The sequence below is a fragment of the Thermovibrio guaymasensis genome (genome assembly GCF_003633715.1).
Classification (GTDB): Bacteria; Aquificota; Aquificia; order Desulfurobacteriales; family Desulfurobacteriaceae; genus Thermovibrio; species Thermovibrio guaymasensis.
This window is the reverse complement of sequence record NZ_RBIE01000001.1, coordinates 465,493-480,589: the sequence shown is the minus strand read 5'-3', so window position 1 is coordinate 480,589 and position 15,097 is coordinate 465,493. Positions and strand designations below refer to the sequence as shown.

19 protein-coding genes are annotated in these 15,097 nt (G+C 44.5%); 13 read left to right on the top strand and 6 right to left on the bottom strand.

Features of this window, described 5'->3' with window-relative positions; genetic code table 11:
- Positions 1–26 precede the first annotated feature (26 nt).
- Genes rsgA through C7457_RS02660 form a run of 3 tightly spaced genes read left to right on the top strand, consistent with a single transcriptional unit; the run spans position 27 to position 2,655 of the window.
- Positions 27–923 carry a ribosome small subunit-dependent GTPase A gene (rsgA, locus tag C7457_RS02670; RefSeq protein ID WP_121169898.1) on the top strand — a complete coding sequence of 299 codons (897 nt, stop codon included), beginning with the start codon at positions 27–29 and terminating at the stop codon, positions 921–923.
- The gene (gene panB, locus C7457_RS02665) at positions 920–1,714 is read left to right on the top strand and encodes a 3-methyl-2-oxobutanoate hydroxymethyltransferase (RefSeq protein WP_170137362.1); all 795 of its coding nucleotides are present in this window, start codon (positions 920–922) and stop codon (positions 1,712–1,714) included. Before rsgA ends, panB begins: the two co-directional genes overlap by 4 nt.
- Positions 1,714–2,655, top strand: coding sequence for an oligopeptide/dipeptide ABC transporter ATP-binding protein (locus C7457_RS02660; RefSeq protein ID WP_121169896.1), 942 nt, complete (start codon positions 1,714–1,716; stop codon positions 2,653–2,655). Before panB ends, C7457_RS02660 begins: the two co-directional genes overlap by 1 nt.
- Here the strand turns inward: C7457_RS02660 and C7457_RS02655 are convergent.
- The 4 genes from C7457_RS02655 to hisC form a co-directional block, all read right to left on the bottom strand.
- A complete protein-coding gene (locus C7457_RS02655; protein ID WP_121169895.1) occupies positions 2,608–3,369 on the bottom strand; it encodes a ComF family protein in 762 nt (253 codons plus the stop codon). The two genes, C7457_RS02660 and C7457_RS02655, sit on opposite strands and share 48 nt — an antisense overlap.
- Before the next feature lie 5 nt (positions 3,370–3,374).
- Positions 3,375–4,535: a metallophosphoesterase family protein gene (locus tag C7457_RS02650; RefSeq protein ID WP_121169894.1), complete on the bottom strand. Its 1,161-nt coding sequence runs from the start codon at positions 4,533–4,535 to the stop codon at positions 3,375–3,377.
- A gap of 109 nt (positions 4,536–4,644) precedes the next feature.
- Positions 4,645–4,833, bottom strand: a complete 189-nt coding sequence (locus tag C7457_RS02645; protein ID WP_245939563.1) for a hypothetical protein — start codon at positions 4,831–4,833, stop codon at positions 4,645–4,647.
- Complete coding sequence (gene hisC, locus C7457_RS02640) at positions 4,830–5,942, bottom strand: histidinol-phosphate transaminase (RefSeq protein WP_121169893.1); 1,113 nt, start codon at positions 5,940–5,942, stop codon at positions 4,830–4,832. The genes C7457_RS02645 and hisC overlap by 4 nt, the downstream gene beginning before the upstream one ends.
- Before the next feature lie 78 nt (positions 5,943–6,020).
- Between hisC and C7457_RS02635 the strand changes: the two genes are divergently transcribed.
- Together C7457_RS02635 and folK are read left to right on the top strand one after the other, a co-directional pair.
- On the top strand, positions 6,021–6,518 hold the full coding sequence (locus tag C7457_RS02635; RefSeq protein WP_121169892.1) for a CinA family protein: 498 nt from the start codon (positions 6,021–6,023) through the stop codon (positions 6,516–6,518).
- A gap of 10 nt (positions 6,519–6,528) precedes the next feature.
- Entirely contained in the window at positions 6,529–6,939 is a 411-nt protein-coding gene (gene folK, locus C7457_RS02630) for a 2-amino-4-hydroxy-6-hydroxymethyldihydropteridine diphosphokinase (RefSeq protein WP_121169891.1), read from the top strand.
- Here the strand turns inward: folK and C7457_RS02625 are convergent.
- Both C7457_RS02625 and C7457_RS02620 read right to left on the bottom strand, forming a co-directional pair.
- Complete coding sequence (locus C7457_RS02625) at positions 6,917–8,032, bottom strand: KamA family radical SAM protein (RefSeq protein ID WP_121169890.1); 1,116 nt, start codon at positions 8,030–8,032, stop codon at positions 6,917–6,919. The genes folK and C7457_RS02625 overlap by 23 nt on opposite strands.
- 119 nt (positions 8,033–8,151) lie before the next feature.
- Entirely contained in the window at positions 8,152–9,564 is a 1,413-nt protein-coding gene (locus C7457_RS02620) for a SagB/ThcOx family dehydrogenase (RefSeq protein ID WP_121169889.1), read from the bottom strand.
- A gap of 183 nt (positions 9,565–9,747) precedes the next feature.
- Between C7457_RS02620 and C7457_RS02615 the strand changes: the two genes are divergently transcribed.
- The 8 genes from C7457_RS02615 (at position 9,748) to der (ending at position 15,091) form a co-directional block, all read left to right on the top strand.
- Positions 9,748–10,440: a TIGR00703 family protein gene (locus C7457_RS02615; protein ID WP_121169888.1), complete on the top strand. Its 693-nt coding sequence runs from the start codon at positions 9,748–9,750 to the stop codon at positions 10,438–10,440.
- A gap of 10 nt (positions 10,441–10,450) precedes the next feature.
- Positions 10,451–11,170: a hypothetical protein gene (locus tag C7457_RS02610; protein ID WP_121169887.1), complete on the top strand. Its 720-nt coding sequence runs from the start codon at positions 10,451–10,453 to the stop codon at positions 11,168–11,170.
- Between the two features lie 22 nt (positions 11,171–11,192).
- Positions 11,193–11,651, top strand: coding sequence for a prefoldin subunit alpha (pfdA, locus tag C7457_RS02605; RefSeq protein WP_121169886.1), 459 nt, complete (start codon positions 11,193–11,195; stop codon positions 11,649–11,651).
- Positions 11,632–11,787, top strand: coding sequence for a prefoldin subunit (locus C7457_RS02600; RefSeq protein WP_121169885.1), 156 nt, complete (start codon positions 11,632–11,634; stop codon positions 11,785–11,787). Before pfdA ends, C7457_RS02600 begins: the two co-directional genes overlap by 20 nt.
- A gap of 35 nt (positions 11,788–11,822) precedes the next feature.
- A complete protein-coding gene (locus C7457_RS02595; protein WP_121169884.1) occupies positions 11,823–12,320 on the top strand; it encodes a hypothetical protein in 498 nt (165 codons plus the stop codon).
- Positions 12,320–12,892: a hypothetical protein gene (locus C7457_RS02590; protein ID WP_121169883.1), complete on the top strand. Its 573-nt coding sequence runs from the start codon at positions 12,320–12,322 to the stop codon at positions 12,890–12,892. Before C7457_RS02595 ends, C7457_RS02590 begins: the two co-directional genes overlap by 1 nt.
- A gap of 139 nt (positions 12,893–13,031) precedes the next feature.
- A complete protein-coding gene (locus C7457_RS02585; protein WP_121169882.1) occupies positions 13,032–13,655 on the top strand; it encodes a hypothetical protein in 624 nt (207 codons plus the stop codon).
- Positions 13,652–15,091, top strand: coding sequence for a ribosome biogenesis GTPase Der (der, locus tag C7457_RS02580; protein ID WP_121169881.1), 1,440 nt, complete (start codon positions 13,652–13,654; stop codon positions 15,089–15,091). The genes C7457_RS02585 and der overlap by 4 nt, the downstream gene beginning before the upstream one ends.
- Positions 15,092–15,097: the final 6 nt, after the last annotated feature.

Here is a 15,097-nt window from a genome sequence, read left to right as displayed (position 1 = left end):
GTAAAACTAAGGAAACTGGAGAGAGTATGGCTGAAGGAATTGTAGTAGAAAGAGCGGGACAAAAACTAACCGTTCTAGTTCCAGAAGAAGGTAAAACCTACAGGGGAATACCTCTAGGGAAAGTGAGGAAGAAGGAGAAAATCTTTGCTGGAGATAGGGTTGAAGGCAGAGTTGTTGACAATTCAACCTTTGCAATTGAAAGGGTTTTAGAGAGGAAGAACCTCCTTATTCGCCCACCGATAGCAAACGTTGATAGGGTCGTTATAGTCTCAACCTTAAAGAACCCACCTTTCAATAACTTCCTCCTGGATAACCTGCTTGTAGTTTACGACCACATTGGCCTTGAACAGGTAATCGTCTTTAATAAAGTTGACCTCCTTGAGGGTGAAGAAAAGGAAGAGCTTAAAAGGTGGAAGGATATCTACAGTAATGCAGGATACAGGGTAATAGAAACAAGCACCCAAACTAAGGAAGGGATAAGAGAGCTAAAGGAAACTCTAACAGAGGGAACTACAATATTTGCAGGATCCAGCGGAGTTGGAAAGAGCTCCCTAATCTCTGAGATAACAGGGGTTGATTTAAAGACCGGAGAAATTAGCAAAAAAAGCGAAAGGGGAAAGCACACAACAAGAGAGGTCAGGCTTATCCCCTTTGAAAGGGGCTTTATCGGAGACGCTCCGGGCTTTTCAAGGGTTGAAGCCCTCAACTTTATGGATAAAGAGGAAGTAAGACTACACTTTCCAGAGTTCTTAAAGTACAGCTGTAAGTTCACAGACTGCCTCCACCTTGAAGAGGAGGGATGTCAGGTTAGAGAAGCGGTAATAAGAGGAGAGATACCCTGCGTAAGGTACAAAAGCTACCTAAAGATGATTAAAGAGTTCGTCCCTTGGCTGGCGGAAGTCCCAGCCTGTAAGGAGGAATAATGGTAACAGTTACGGACTTTTTAAGGAAAAAGGAAAAGGGTGAGAAAATAGTAATCCTCACCGCCTACGATTACCTTACAGCAAAGATAGTTGACTCGGCCGGAGTTGACGGAATCCTCGTCGGTGACTCCCTGGCAATGGTAGTTCTGGGATACCCTTCAACTCTTCAGGTAACAATGGATGAGATGATTCACCACACAAAAGCAGTAGTTAGGGGAACTCAAAACGCTCTAGTTATCTTTGACATGCCCTTCCTCTCCTACCAAACGGGAAAGAGGGATGCAGTTTTAAACGCAGGTAGGGCACTAAAGGAAGCAGGAGCTAACGCTGTTAAAGTGGAAGGAGGGGTTGAACAGGCTGAAACCATCAGGGCAATAGTTGAAGCAGGGATTCCGGTAATGGGCCACGTAGGACTCCAGCCCCAAAGCGTAAACCTCTACGGAGGATACAGATTAAGGGGTAAAGAGGAGGAGGAGAGAAGGAGGATTTTAGAGGATGCAAAAGCAGTTGAAGAGGCAGGAGCTTTCGCTGTAGTCCTTGAAAAGGTTCCTTCGGACCTTGCAAAGGAGATAACAGAAACTTTAAAAATACCGACGATAGGAATCGGAGCCGGCCCTTACTGTGACGGTCAAGTCCTGGTCTTTCACGATATGGTAGGACTCTTTAAGGAGTTTAAACCCAAGTTCGTTAAGAGGTACGCAGAGCTCGGAGAAAAGGCTGAGAGGGCAGTTAAAGAGTTCATTGAGGAAGTTAAAAGTGGCAAATTCCCCGGTCCGGAGCACAGCTACTAATGGAACCGATAGTTGAAGTTAAAGAAGTAGTAAAGCTATACCCGATAAAGAGGAACTTCTTCGGTAGGGTAGAGAAGTTCTTAAGGGCATTGGGAGGGGTTTCATTAAAAGTCTACCCGGGAGAAACTCTAGGTGTAATAGGGGAGAGCGGCTGCGGAAAGTCTACCCTTGGAAAAATTATCCTAGACCTTGAAAGGCTAACTTCGGGAAAGGTCCTATTTAAGGGAAAGGAGATAGGGAAACTGAAAGGAGAAGAGTACAGGGTTTACAGGAGAAACATTCAGGCAGTTTTTCAAAACCCCTCAAACTCTCTAAACCCTAGAATGAGAATCTGGGAAATTGTTACGGAAGGCTTAAAGATTAACGACGATTTGGAGAAAGAGGAGCTCCTTGAAAGGGCAAGGGAGCTAATTAAAATGGTTAACCTATCTGAGAGCTCCCTCTTTAAGTACCCACATCAGCTCTCTGGAGGACAGAAACAGAGAGTCGCAATTGCAAGGGCAGTAGCCCTTAAACCTGAACTAATAGTTGCTGATGAACCTACAAGCGCCCTTGATGTCTCGGTTCAATCACAGATTGTAAACCTTTTCCTAGAGCTCCAGGAAAATTTAAACCTCTCCTACTTCTTCATATCCCACTCCCTACCGGTTGTAGAGGCAGTTAGTGATAGAGTTATTGTCATGTACAAAGGATTTATAGTTGAAGAGGGAAGTTCAAGGGATGTTTTTACCCAAAGTGCTCACCCCTACACTAAACTCCTGATTTCATCCTTACCTGGAAGTAGGGTAAAGTTCAAAGAGACCGGTGAGGAAAGTGAAGTAGAAACGGGATGCCCTTTTTACCCAAGGTGTCCATACAGAAAAAAGGAATGCCTTAAGTTTAACGTGAAGCTTTTAGAACTCTCTGAGAGCCATAGAGTTGCCTGCGTTCTTTACTCTTAAAGGCGTATAAGCAACCGTATAGACAAAGACCTTTTCTGCACCGCCCTTCTTTAGGAGCTCTGAGATTTCATCTGCAGTTGCTCCCGTTGTAAAGACGTCGTCAAAAAGGAGAACTCTCTTTCCAAAGAGTTCAGATAGGTTTTTAACCCCAAAGAGTCCCTTAACATTTTCCCTCCTACTCTTAAAGTCCAAGCCCGATTGCTTCTCTCCCTCAAAGGGCTTTTCAAGGAGAGGTCTATATTCAACGCCCGCTCCCTTTAAAATCTCCTCAGTCTGGTTAAATCCCCTTTCCTTAAGGGTAGACTTGTGAACCGGAACAGGAACAACTAGATTGGCGCCTATCTCTTTAATTACCCTTTTAAGGTGTTCGGAAACCTCCCTTCCAATCTCATAGGCAACCGGTCTAAAACTGTTAAACTTCAATTCTCTTATAGCAACCTCAGGAAGGCCTTCATAAAGGGTATAGTAGAAGAGGCCTTCAAAGGAGAAACTTCTGTTTTCCTTTAAACACCTTAAACAGAGCTCCCCGTTTCCCGGAAGAAGTTCTAAAGGGTGACCACAGTTTTTGCATTTTCTACCACTATACTTTTTAAATCCCCTCTCCCAACACTCTTTACAGGCAACGGCCCTGTGGTTAAGGAAGAGGAAAGAACCACAGACTGAACAGAAGGAAGGAAAGAGGAGGTCAAGGAGAGCTCCGTAAAGTTTCCCCATTAAACTTAAACTCCGTACTTCTCTATTAGAGGGGAGAGTTCTCCCAACTCTTCCTTTACGTACCTTCTTATAATCTCTTCAACGTCCTCACTTGAATGGTTTAAAAGCTCAACGGCTAAAGTGCGAACCTTTTCAGGGAAGTTATTCTGCTTACAGAACTCCTCAATAGCCTTAGAGTAGCTTAGCTCTTCCCTTGAATCACTATCTCCACTCTCCTCAGCGACCGTTCTCTTAATAACTCTAAGGTAAAGTGCTTTCTCTTCAATCCTTCTGAAAAGTTCAGAAAACTTCTCAGCAGGCTCTCCGGTCTCTCTGAAAGTTACTGAGACAACGGGAGGAATAGATTCAGATTTAACCCTTTCAAGGAGTTCCGAAACTTCCTGATGTGCCCTCTCAGAGTCGGTATTAAGGACTAGAAAAGGCCTCAAACCCTCAATTTCAATTCTCTCTAGAGCTTTAGAGTCAACGTTAAATATGTTGAAACCCCTACTTCCCCTCTCTGCTTCTGAAGAGTTTCTAAACTCAGTAGAACCGGCGTAGGAGAAGATGCCCTGATGGAGTCTCTCTTTCCTAAAGAGGTGAATGTGGCCGGCTGCGTAGTAACTGAACCCTTTCGGAAGTTTAGCGGCTAAAACCTCATAAGCATCAGGATGGTGTCCTGAATAGGATATAAAAGGGTCAACTGCCTGATGAAGAACTAAAACTGAAGTCCCTCTTTCCTTTGCCCTCTCTTCAAACTTATGGAAGTTTTCCTCCCTAAAGGCTTCAAGGAACCTCTTTGGTAAGTAGCGGAAGCCTGCAAAGTAAATTCCCTTAACTTCAAGTTCACCAAAAGGATCAAGGAGTTTTAAAAGACCAAGCTGAGACAGAATCTTATGGGGGGGAGCCGTTCCTTTCCTCAAAGCCCTATCGTGGTTGCCAGTTATGGCAACTACCTCAATTCCGACCTCTTTCAACCTCTTAAACTGGTCAATGGCAAAGGATAAGCTCTCAACGTCTGGGTGGTAGCTCTCAAAGAGGTCTCCAGAGTGGACGAGGACGTCAACTCCTTCCTCAATAACCCTATCTACGACCAGTTTAAAGGCCCTAAAAAAGTCCTCCTTCCTTTCCCTTAAGTGGTACTGAACATACCCTAAGTGGGTGTCTGAAACGTGGGCTATCTTCATCTTCCTTCCCTACTCGTAATCTACTATTACAACTCCTCCAAAGGCACCTACCCTTATTATATGGCCCCTCTCATCCTTAAAAGTAACAACTCCCGTATGTTTCTTATCTTTAACTTTCCTCAAACCAGACGTAACCCTTCCCCCTGTACTCTCCAACCAGCTTACCGCAGCTGTAAACCTTAACTGTAAACTTCCCTCCGGTAACCTTTAACATCTGCTTTTCCACTTTGGTCTGCAGCTTACAAGAACACCCTGAGAAAATCAGGGGAAAGAGGGTCAACAGAATCAACTTCTTCATAGCGCCTCATCCTTCAGTTCTTCAAGAACCTCTATCAGTTTATTTATAAAGAAGATATTCTCCCTCATAGTACCGATAGTCACCCTTATATGGGTAGGGAAACCGTAACCATCCATAGCCCTTACAATTACGCCTTTCTTTAAAAGCCTGTTGAATACTTCCCTACTTGGAAAGCCTACGTCAACCAAAATAAAGTTGGCACAGGTTGGAACGTACTTTAAACCCAACCTTTCAAACTCTTTATACAGGTACTTCTTTCCCTCCTCGTTTACAACCTGAGAGTGTTTGATGAACATGTTATCATCAAGAGCAGCTGCTCCGCCGATCTGGGCCGGACGGGTAACGTTGAAGGGTTGGCGGATACGGTTCATATCGGCAATTATCTCCTTCCTTCCCACTGCATAGCCGAGCCTTAAACCTGCAAGACCGTAAATCTTTGAAAATGTCCTCGTCACGAGAACGTTCTTCTCGTAGATGTAGTCCACTCCGTTGGGAACGTCAAAACCGGAGCCTACAGCGTACTCGTAGTAGGCCTCATCAAGGACTAGGAGAACGTCGTCTGGAAACTCCTTCAAGAACTCCTCAAACTCCTTCCTGCTAAAGGCCGTTCCGGTGGGGTTATTAGGATTTGCCAAGAACACAACGGCGGTATTTTCGTCTATTGCATCAAGGTGGGCTTTAAGGTCCATGTAGTAGTTATCCTTTGCCTTCACAACCTTATGGTCGGCTCCTGAAAGCTGAACAACAATAGGGTAAACTGCAAAGGACTTTTCACTGTAAACTGCGTTAAGACCGGGCCTTAAATAGGCCCTTGAAACTATATCAAGGGCTTCGTTTGAACCGAGCCCTAAAAATATATTCTCCGGCTTAACGTTCAGCTTCTCAGATAGTTTCTTCTTGAGATAGTAGGAGTTACCGTCCGGATAGCGGTTCAGGTTCTTAAGGTCTTCAATTATTGCCCTTACGGCTGAAGGACAAGGCCCTAACGGGTTTTCGTTAGAGGCAAGCTTAACTATCTCCTTAAGCCCTAACTCCCTCTTTAACTCCTCTTCAGGCTTTCCCGGCTCGTAAACCTTAACCTTCTTTATGTGGTCTGGAAGGGAGAACATCGGAACCTCCAATTTTTGAGTAGTGAATATCTTACAAAAACTATTGTAGACTTATAATAATAGGGTTCTGGAGGGAATATGAAAGTAGAGTTTGAACTAAAAGAGCTAATGGAAAAACTAGGACTAACTGTATCAACTGCAGAAAGCTGCACAGGAGGACTCGTCGCTGCAAGGATTGTAAATGTTCCCGGTAGCTCCAGCTACTTCATGGGAGGAGTAGTAGCCTACGACAACAGAGTAAAGATGAAGGTTCTCGGGGTTAGAGCAGAAACCCTGTTAAAGTTCGGAGCTGTAAGTCAGGAAACTGCAAGGGAGATGGTTTTAGGAGTAAAGGAGCTCACCGGAACCGATTGTGCAGTTTCAACCACAGGTATTGCCGGTCCCTCTGGAGGGAGCCCTGAGAAGCCGGTAGGTCTAACCTTCATAGGAGTTTCGGTTAAGGACAGGGTAGAGGTATTCAAGTTTATCTTTGAGGATAAGCACCCAGACCCGGTAAAGAGGAGGAACGCAATAAGGAGAAAGGCAGCCAAAAAGGCAATTCAACTTCTAACGAAAATGTTGAAGGAGGAGCTCTAAGGGGGAACCTTTGAAGGCGGTTTTAATACTGGGAAGTAACTTAGGAAACAGGAAAGAGAACATAGAAAGGGCAATTGACTTAATAAAGAAGTTTGTAGGAAACGTCTTAAAGGAGAGCTCCCTCATTCAAACTCCCCCTTTTGGCATTAAAGAGCAACCCCCCTTTTTAAATAAGGGAGTCTTGGTTGAAACTTATCATCCGCCCTTTGAGCTCCTAAATCTTTTAAAGTGGATAGAGAAAAGGGCTGGTAGATATCCTACCTACAGGTGGGGACCGAGAGTTATAGATGTAGATATAGCTACGTGGGGAAATTTAACAGTGGATACAGAAAAACTAAAACTCCCCCACCCAGGCCTAAGGGAGAGGGAGTTTTTTAGGAGAATTTATAAAGAATTAACTAAACGAGAACCTCCTCTTTAACAGGTTTTAAATCATCAAGCCAGCCTGCATGGGGAGTTAAGAGTCTCTTAAAGAGCTTTCCAACCTTCTTAGGATCTTTACACTGGTGGTACTTTAAGTAAATCTCATTTCCAATAATTCCAACAATCTCAATCTTTCCAGTTTTGTGGGACATTATGTACCTAAAGCGCTTCGCATGACCGTCAAGCTTCTGCTTTGCCTTCTCAACGATCTCATAACCCTTCTTAAGGGGAACTTGAAAGTGGGTCTTAACCCTCTTAACGGGCCTACACTGGAAAACGTAGTAGGGTATAACCCCAGCTGAAGTTATCTCCTTCATCAAAGTTGAAAGGACATCAGGGTCGTCGTTAACTCCCTTTAGAAGGACCGTCTGGTTACTTACGGGAACACCGCTCCTAATTAAAGAATCAACGGCCTTCCTTGCCTCCTTTGTTACCTCATTGGGATGGTTAAAGTGGGTTACTAGGTAAACTCTCCTCTCGGGAGTTGAGTACTTAGAGAGTACCTCAAGGAGCTTACTATCTTCATAAATCCTCATAGGGTAGAAAACCGGAACCCTGCTACCAAACCTAATAAACTTTAAGTGAGGAATTTTTGAAAGTTCTGATAGGAAGTACTCAATAACGTCGGTTGGAAGGACGAGGGGGTCTCCTCCTGAGATAAGGACGTTCGTTATCTCAGGGTGCTCTTTAATGTACTCAACGGCCCTATCAAAGAGCTTTAGGGTCTCGTTCGTCGGAATTCCTACCAGCCTCTTCCTAAAGCAGTGGCGACAGTAACCGGCACACCTGTTTGTTACGAGGAGGAGGGCCGTCTCCCTGTACTTGTGCTGGAGGCCGGTTAAAACTGTATTCTCCTTCTCTCCACTGGTATCGTAGGAACCGGAAACGTCAAGCTCATCAACGCTGGGGAATATTATGTTCTTTATTGGATCGTTTGGGTCACTCCAGTCTATAAGGCCTGCGTAATAATCTGGAATAAACATGGGGTGTCTTTCAACAACTTTTTCAAGCCTTTTCTTCTCATCCTTGGGAATTTTAAAGTTAAAAGCCTTCTCCACCTCTTCTATTGAGCTAAATCCGGGAATCTGCACTGGAGCACTCCTTTAATTAAGGTTTGAACTTGCCTAAGTTAGGCGGTGGCGAACAATATAAGTAGTGTTAATAACTTAGTTAGAAATATATTTGCAAAAACGCTAAACGCAAGTTTTTTTCAAGTCAAAACGCCTACAGATACGACGTAAACGGGAAGTTCGCTTCTCTTAAGACTCAAGAACTTTTGAAGGTCAAAGTCGTAAAAGGCACCTATGCCGCAGGCACCGTGATTTAGGCTCTCTGAAGAGAGGTAAAGGTTCTCTCCGAGAGCTCCTGCTTCAAGGAGAGCTCCCCTATACTGCCGGCAGTTTAAAGCTCCTTCAAAATCAAGAGTAAAGATAACGTTAAAGTTTGCAAGTGAAATAAAGCGCTGAGAGAGACAGAGGGCTGAAATTTCCCTTGAGAAATCTCCCCTCCTGTAAAGGGCAAGTTCCCCATCCACTACCGTGTAGATGCCGTCCTCTAGACCCTCAACGTTCTTAACCTGGACGAAGAAGTTTAACCTTGGGAATCCCCAGTCGGAAGGGAAACACAGGAGGGACGACTCTAAAATCAGCTTAAAGTCCTCAAAGGGCATTTCACTACCGGTAAAATCCCTCCTTGAACGCCTCTTTAAAATCGTCTGAGAAAGAGGTAAGGAGTGGGCTTCCGGAATGCCTTGAACCGGTTCAGGGAAAGGTCTAAAGAACTCGCAGGAATCGATCTTTCCGTCAAGGTGGGCGTTAACTATTTCAGGTTCATAGACAGGCTTTCTTAAAACTGGAATTGACTTAGGAAAGGAAGAAGTTAGAATGACTTCATCTCCCAAGTACAGGGGTGGTTTACCGGGTAAAAGGGCACAGAGGACAAACTCGTTCTCTCCGTCAAGGCCTAAAAGGGAGTTAACAGAGTCGTCCCTGAAGAGGGAGAGTGCGGTTCCTTCAACACCTATAGAGCGAAGGTAGGCAACACCGTTAGAGACCATATGGCCAGAATCAAGGAGGCAGTAGCGGTAAGCCCTTGCCCTGTACTTCCAGACGCTCCTTCCATAAATGGTTGATACTAAAGCGACGAAGTTTCCGGGTATTTGACAACAGAGGGCATTCTCAAAGGCCTCCCTGTAGTTCCCCTCTAAAAGGAGCTCCAAAGAGTGGTCTAAAGGCTGATAGTGGTAAATCCCGTCTGGAACTTCAGAAAGCCTCTCAACAAACAGGTAGAGCTCAAAGGGGTATAGAGCTCCGGCAGAAGGAGTAGCCCTAAAGCCGAAAGGCTCTCCGTGAAAGTTTTCAACCTTCGTAATTCCGTTCATTGAAAAGCAAAGATTGGAAAGCTCCTGAAAGTCAATTTCTTCAGCTGCAGCCTCATTGCAAAGCCTGTAGAGCGTATCTACGGTCTCCCCTGTAAACCCTTTAAAAGGTAAGAGCTTAAACTTCCTAACTTCAGGGTAAACCTTAAAGGGACTCGGGTAGTTGCTCCAGTCAAGGAAGTGGGGTTTCCTCAAACTCTCAAGAGTATGGGCGGTTTTTACGTGGTAGTTAAAACAGGTAGACATAAACCCTCCAAGAAAAACTTAAACAATTGAAATTTTACACCCTCTCTGATCAAAGCGTACAACCAAAGCAGAACTTCACTTTGTTCTTGCAAAAACATAAAGAATTATTTTAGATTAATTGACAATTAGTTTTAGATAACCTATATTTAGTATTAGAAGCAAGAAATTTAAAAGGAGGAAATGATGAACTTAATGGAGCTGAGAGAAATACAGGCTTTAAATACACTGGTGTTTGAGACCCTAGGACAGCCTGAAAAGGAGAGGGAGTTTAAGTTCAAGTCCCTCAAGAGGTGGGGGCTTGACCTGATTCTTGGTAAAAAAGGCGGTGAGGAAACGTTTTTCGTAGCAGAGTACGGAAAGAGGAAGAAGGGAGACGTATACGAGGAGGAGGGAGTTCAGTACGAAGTAAGCGAAATACTTGAGGAACTCCCAAAGAATAAAAAGCTCTTTGCCCATATTGAGATGGAAAACGGAAGGGCTTACCTTGTGGGAGAGCTGAGAGAAGGTGAGAACAACATAGAGATTTTAAGGCTTCCAGCTGCTTCTTTACTCCTTGCCTACTTTAAGAAGCACAGACTCCACCACTTAATTGAGGCCTTAAGGAACGTTGGAACTGCAACAGAACTCGTAAAACAGAGGGGACAGGAAGGTAAACCCTATCCCTTTGAGAAACTCCCCAACGTTGCAAGGCGCTTTTTGAGAGAAGCAAAGAAAGTTGAAAAAGATGCAGGCTTTGGAAGGGTAGCCCTTGCCTACTTCGGGGAAAACAAGGACGGAGACGCTAGGTTCAGAGTTTCCTGGTTGCTACCTACCATCGCCCTCTTTGAAATAGACATAGCAGAAAAAGCAGACAAGATATTGGCAGCCTTTAAGTAGGAGGAGAGAGATGGAGCTCTTAACCTGGACTCCGGTAATTTTCAGCAGAAAAGGTTTTCCCCGGGACGAGGCGGGCAGACCCTTCCTCCCCGGAAACTCTATAAGGGAAGCGATAACCAGTGCTGTAATCTACTACTACATAAAGAAGGATAAGGATATTGAAAATAGGGTAAAGGCCTACCTCCTTAAGAAGGGATTAAAACCAAGTGAGGTAATTGATAGGATAAAGGAGATAATCCTTGATAAGTACCCGGTCTTAAACGGCCTTGAAATCCCAGAAAGGCTTGACCTTTCAAATGGAGAAGTTTACGAAACTAGAGCAGAGGTTTTTAACTTAAAGAAGTGGGAAGATGAAGAAAGCTTTAAAGTTGAAGTCTTTAAGGGAGTTGTAGAACTTCCCATCTCCTCACCATACCTTGAGAAGTTAAAGGCGGCAGGCCACTCCTTCTGCGAAGCTCTAGTAAGAATGGAGATGGGAATGCTCAAAGACCACCCTTTAGTTGAAACCTTCTACAAACCTCTACTTAACGACATGAAAAAGTGGGAGATTCCCCTGAGAATAGGTATGTGGACCGAAGTTAAGTTCAAGGGGCATCTCCTCTTCTTCTGGAGGATTAAGGAAGTAAGGAACGCTCTAATGGAGGAGCTGAAGGTAGATATAAGACCTACGAAAGTAATCTACCTTCCAAGGGAGAGGTGTACAACGGGCTGGTGTGAAGCAAAACTATAAAACCGTATAAAGGAGGTGTACCATGGCAGTAAAGAGGGATGAGAAGAAGATGGCAAACTTAACGAGGCAACTCAGGAGCATCATTGCCCAAATTGAGGCCCTAAGGGTTGAAATTGCCCAGCTTGACGTACTCATCTCCGAGTACAGGTCAACAATCACAACCCTTAAGAACTTAAAGGACCTTGGGGCAGGTAAGGAAGTTCTCCTCCCTGTTGGAAGGATAGCACAGGTCGGAGCAAAGCTTGAAGAGGTTGACAAGATTGTAATCAACATTGGAAGCGGAATCAGTGTGGAACTCCCCTTTGACGAAGCAATCCAGCAGATAGAGAAGGAAATTGTTGCAGTCCTTGCCCTAAGGGAAGCCCTTGAAAAGGCCATGGTTGAGCTCTACGCAAGGGTTGAGGAGCTCAGCCAGAAAATAAGGGAACACGGCCACGCGGAGGCCGGAGGGGAGGAGAAGAATGAAGGAGAGGAAAAGTAAGGAGGAAGTGGCAGAGTTCCTCAAAAACCTACCTGAAGGGCGGAAAATCTACTACAGATTCGGCAACCTAATGGTTGAAGTGAGTAAAGAAGAAGCCTTAAAACTACTAGAGAGAGAAGAAGAGGGGGAGGAGTAAACCTCCCCCTTAAACTTTAAAACCAGGAGGGAGAAATGAGAAAACCTGCAGCGATACTAACGCTCGTTGGATTTGTAATGCTTCTTTTAGGGTGGGCAGTAGGAACTTTCTTTACGGAGAGAACAGTTGCTAAAGCAATAGCAACAATTCCAGCCTCACCTATCGTTTTAAACGCTAAGTACGATAAGGAAAAGCACTCAATCTTTTACTCTATTCTGAACCCTGGAGGAACGCCCCTTACGGTCGTTGAAGAGTCTTTTGTCTTTACTCCGGGAAGTGAGAGTAAGGAAAAAGGTTACGTCGTTTCCCACATTCCAGTCCACGTAGTCTTACCTCCAGGGGTAGTAACAACGGTTGAGCTAAAGCTTAAGGCGGGAACTGAAAAACTTCACGTTGGAGATGCGGTACTTGCCACGTTTACCTACGTCCATCCACTCTCAAAGGACCTATACAGCGTAATCCACCCCTTTACTATGGGTGTAAAGGGTGAGAACAAAAAGGAGGTCAAGAACGGGAAGGAGGGAGGTAAGTAATGGAGAGAGTAGTTTGGTGGATAGCCCTAACGCTATTTATCCTTTCAATAGCTCTGGGGCTATTTGTACTAGCAGTTACAGTAGCTTCAAATCCTGAGGCTGCAGCCTTCGTCCTTGGCCTTTTAGGTTTTTGGCTCTTTGCAAATAGGCTGATTTTTGGATTCGGCCAGATTGCAAACTTAGCAAGCTCCTTCGTTGAGGGAGAGGAGGTTGAGAAGGAAGAAGTAGCTAAAAAGGTTGCCCAGAGCCCCCAAGAGGCTAAGCTCAGAGGACTTGAGGAATTGAGCGTAGCGGCTCTACTTGCAATTTGGAGGAGCTCCCTTGAACCCTTTAAGTATGCTTACTACTTAGGTTTCTTCCTCTTTTTCCTCTTTGCCCTCATGTTTGAGCTCAACATAATTTCATCTCTCGTTATCGGACCGGTTGTAGAAGCCCTAACACTCGGTGCCTCTATTCCTACAGTTTTGGTATGGGGACTGGAGCTCCTATCCGGCTATTACTTATCAAAAGCCCTCGAAAAAGCAGTTAGAGAGATAGAGAAAACTGAAGGAGAGAAAAAAGAAGAAAAATAGAGACTCCTTTCTACCTTTAAGGGCCCTATATTAGGGCCCTTTTTTTTATCCTTAAAGCTACATCCTATAATTTCTGATGGAAGAGTTGCTTTTTCGCTATAAATTAAATCTCAAGAAAGCTTAAAAACGGAGGAGAGAGATGGAGGACTTCATCAGCAGGAACTACAAGTACGACTTCTCTATGTGCAACGAACCTATAGAGCTTGTAGCAGACGACTACGACATGGCTGAGTTCTTTGAAAGGTTGGTGGGTCTAGTTGAACCTGTTGGAGAGGATGGGGTTAAAGTTGAATGCCCATACTGCGGAGCTCCATTAGCAGTTATCTACCCAGATAGAGTAGAAGAGACACAAAACGAACTCTACTTTGGGGAGGACGACGAACCCTTTACAGACCTAATAGAGATGATTGAGGAACTTGTTAGGGAGAGGAAATTTAGAACTGCTATAGAGGTAATTCAGAGGAGCGGAGAGTGTGAGAAGTGCGGGAACACCTACGCAGCTTTAAAGTTTGTAATTCCGACCACAACAAACTTTGACAGTATAGATGAGCTGAGGGAGTTTTACGAGAAAGCCCTAAAAAACGGGGACAAAGAGTACTACTACAGGGAGCTTCCAGACGTAGCATTCGTCGGAGTGAGGATTCTCTACGAAGGTGAGGAAATTTGGGAGATAGAAACCCTTCCCTTTGCCTACGACGAGAACATTGAGTTCACCTGCGTATTTAAGAAGCTCTACGAGATGGTAATGGCGGAGGAAGTATGAGAAGACTACCTGTAGTAGCAATAGTAGGAAGGCCAAACGTCGGTAAGTCCTCCCTCTTTAATAGGCTCCTTGGAAAGAAAGTAGCAATAATTGACGACACCCCGGGAGTAACGAGGGATAGGATAGTCCAAGAAGCCGAAATAGACGGCCACAGAGTAATTCTGGTTGATACTGGAGGAGTAGTTGAGAAAGACGCCCACCAGTTCGCAAAGGAGACAACAGAGCAGGCAAAGAGGGCAATGGAAGAGGCCGATGTAATAGTTTTTGTAGTTGACGGAAAAGAAGGGGTGAACCCCCTTGACCTAGAGGTTGCAAAAATCTTGAGGAAGTGGAAAAAGCCAGTAATCTTAGCCGTCAATAAGATTGATGAACCCTTTATGGAGGACAGAGTATACGAGTTCTACCAGCTTGGATTTGACGAAGTAATTCCAATATCAACGATTCACAAGATAGGGATTCAAACTCTGAAGGAGAAAATCCTTGAAAAGCTCCCTCCAGAGCTTAGAGAAAACGCAAAGAGGGAACAGGAAAAAGTAGAGAAGAGAGAAAAGGCCGAGAGGTTAATTTCGGGAGAGGAAGAAGAGGAACTTACCTCCCTCCAGGAGACTCTAGAGAGGGGAGAGGAGTACGAAATAGAAGAAGAGGAGAAAGAGCCGATAAAAGTAGCAATAGTCGGTAGGCCTAACATGGGTAAGTCTACGCTCCTTAACGCTTTAGTAGGCCAAGAGAGGGCGATAGTTAGCGACGTTCCTGGAACTACAAGGGATGCAATAGACACATACGTAAAAATCGGAGATGACGAGTTTATCTTCATAGATACTGCTGGAATAAGGAGAAGGGGGAAAATTAAAGACATAGAGTACTACTCATACTTAAGGGCCCTTGACGCAATAGATAGGGCCGATGTAGTTATTCTCCTGATTGATGCAGAAGAGGGGCCAACCGATAGGGACGCAAAGATTGCCGGAATTGCCCTTGAGAAGTTCAAACCTATAGTAATTGCCGTGAATAAGATAGACAAGCTAAAGGATCAGAAAGACTGGGAGAGAATTCATAGGGAACTTGACTTAACCTTTGACTTTATCCCCTTTGCTCCGAGAGTTTTCATCTCGGCTAAGGAGAGAAAGGGCCTTGATGAGCTCATTAAACAGATAAAAGACCTCTACTCCCAATACACAAAGAAGGTAACAACAGGAAAGTTCAACAGAGTACTAAGAGAACTTATGGAAATTCACCAACCTCCAGTCTACAAGAATAAGGTAGTTAAGATCTACTACGGAACTCAGGTTAAAACAAAACCTCCTACCTTCCTCCTCTTCTCCAACTACCCTGAGGGGATCCCAAAGTCCTTTAGGAGGTTCTTAGAAAATAGACTGAGGGAGGCCTTTGGATTTAACAAGATTCCCATTAGAATTGTCTTTAAGAAAAGGAGTTAGGAGGGA

Coding starts and splice junctions, on each gene's coding strand:
- rsgA (WP_121169898.1), top strand. CDS start 27: ATGGCTGAAGGAATTGTAGTAGAAAGAGCGGGACAAAAACTAACCGTT.
- C7457_RS02660 (WP_121169896.1), top strand. CDS start 1,714: ATGGAACCGATAGTTGAAGTTAAAGAAGTAGTAAAGCTATACCCGATA.
- C7457_RS02655 (WP_121169895.1), bottom strand. CDS start 3,369: ATGGGGAAACTTTACGGAGCTCTCCTTGACCTCCTCTTTCCTTCCTTC.
- C7457_RS02650 (WP_121169894.1), bottom strand. CDS start 4,535: ATGAAGATAGCCCACGTTTCAGACACCCACTTAGGGTATGTTCAGTAC.
- C7457_RS02645 (WP_245939563.1), bottom strand. CDS start 4,833: ATGAAGAAGTTGATTCTGTTGACCCTCTTTCCCCTGATTTTCTCAGGG.
- hisC (WP_121169893.1), bottom strand. CDS start 5,942: ATGTTCTCCCTTCCAGACCACATAAAGAAGGTTAAGGTTTACGAGCCG.
- C7457_RS02635 (WP_121169892.1), top strand. CDS start 6,021: ATGAAAGTAGAGTTTGAACTAAAAGAGCTAATGGAAAAACTAGGACTA.
- C7457_RS02620 (WP_121169889.1), bottom strand. CDS start 9,564: ATGTCTACCTGTTTTAACTACCACGTAAAAACCGCCCATACTCTTGAG.
- C7457_RS02615 (WP_121169888.1), top strand. CDS start 9,748: ATGAACTTAATGGAGCTGAGAGAAATACAGGCTTTAAATACACTGGTG.
- C7457_RS02610 (WP_121169887.1), top strand. CDS start 10,451: ATGGAGCTCTTAACCTGGACTCCGGTAATTTTCAGCAGAAAAGGTTTT.
- pfdA (WP_121169886.1), top strand. CDS start 11,193: ATGGCAGTAAAGAGGGATGAGAAGAAGATGGCAAACTTAACGAGGCAA.
- C7457_RS02600 (WP_121169885.1), top strand. CDS start 11,632: ATGAAGGAGAGGAAAAGTAAGGAGGAAGTGGCAGAGTTCCTCAAAAAC.
- C7457_RS02595 (WP_121169884.1), top strand. CDS start 11,823: ATGAGAAAACCTGCAGCGATACTAACGCTCGTTGGATTTGTAATGCTT.
- C7457_RS02590 (WP_121169883.1), top strand. CDS start 12,320: ATGGAGAGAGTAGTTTGGTGGATAGCCCTAACGCTATTTATCCTTTCA.
- C7457_RS02585 (WP_121169882.1), top strand. CDS start 13,032: ATGGAGGACTTCATCAGCAGGAACTACAAGTACGACTTCTCTATGTGC.
- der (WP_121169881.1), top strand. CDS start 13,652: ATGAGAAGACTACCTGTAGTAGCAATAGTAGGAAGGCCAAACGTCGGT.